The following is a 612-nucleotide window of genomic DNA, read 5'->3' as shown; positions in this document are numbered from 1 at the left end:
GCAAAGACCAGTTCACCACCACCGTCACCGACCAACCATCGGGCGAAGGCGACAAGATCACCGTTACCATCGAAAGCAACGGCGACGTGCTGGAAAATGCTGCACCGAAGTTCACCGTCAAGGTCGACCAGGTCCTCAAACAGGACCTGACCGTGACCTTGAGCAATGGCGACACCGTGGTGATCAAAGCCGGCACCACCAGCGTGCCGTACGAGCTGGCGGCGCAAGGTGATGACGTCTACAAAGACGGCGAAACCATCAAACTTGGCGTCACTGACGCCGCAGTCGACGGCAAATCCTTCGAAAATCTGGTTCTCGGTAACGAAGCCATCGTTAAAGTCGGCGATACCGTTTCTGAAGTGGTCGCCACCTTGTCTGTGGATAAAACCACCGTCACCGAAGGCGGCTCCGTCACCTACACCGTGACCCTGACCAACGCTGCTGGCTTGCCGATGAGCAACCACGGCGAGCTGACCTTCAAGCTCTCCGACGGCACCACCATCACCGTTCCGGCCAACAGCACCACTGGCACGGCAACCGTGGTCACCAGCAATGACATCTTCACCGGCGGCCAGCCGGCGCTGGTCAACAAACTGGAAAGCGTCTCCGGTG

Annotated in this window: 1 protein-coding gene; it reads left to right on the top strand. The window is 58.8% G+C overall.

Annotation, left to right across the window (positions count from 1 at the left end):
* Positions 1 to 612, top strand: a 612-nt coding sequence (locus AACY45_RS27445; protein WP_339548595.1) for an immunoglobulin-like domain-containing protein, incomplete at both ends; no start/stop codon positions are given.

Source organism: Pseudomonas sp. RA_35y_Pfl2_P32, from assembly GCF_963970735.1.
Taxonomy (GTDB): Bacteria; Pseudomonadota; Gammaproteobacteria; order Pseudomonadales; family Pseudomonadaceae; genus Aquipseudomonas.
Note: the sequence above shows the minus strand (reverse complement) of the source record. Positions and strands in the feature narration are given on the sequence as shown.